Raw genomic sequence first — 264 nt, 5'->3', positions numbered from 1 at the left:
ACTTTGTGATATGAGCGTCGCACCAAGATGGAGCGCGAGATCCGGCGGACACACGAAAAGCCGGGAAACGGATAGAGAAACGATGAGACAGACGCTTACCTTCCGTCAGGTCGAAGTCTTCCAGGCGATCATGCATTTCGGCAATGTGACGCGCGCCGCCGAGTATCTTCAGGTGTCGCAGCCCGCGGTCAGCCGTACGATCGCCGACCTTCAGGAGACGGCCGGTTTTCTGCTGTTTCGTCGCACCCGCTCCGGCATGCAGCC

General features: G+C 59.5%; 1 protein-coding gene. It reads left to right on the top strand.

Annotated elements, in window-relative coordinates; all coding sequences use genetic code 11:
• Positions 1–82: 82 nt before the first annotated feature.
• Positions 83–264: LysR family transcriptional regulator (locus tag KVS69_RS19755; RefSeq protein WP_217539793.1), on the top strand; the 182-nt coding region annotated here is incomplete at its 3' end.

Source organism: Stenotrophomonas sp. GbtcB23, from assembly GCF_019091045.1.
Lineage (GTDB): Bacteria > Pseudomonadota > Gammaproteobacteria > Xanthomonadales > Xanthomonadaceae > Stenotrophomonas > Stenotrophomonas rhizophila_A.
This window is presented reverse-complemented; position numbering and strand designations above follow the sequence as displayed.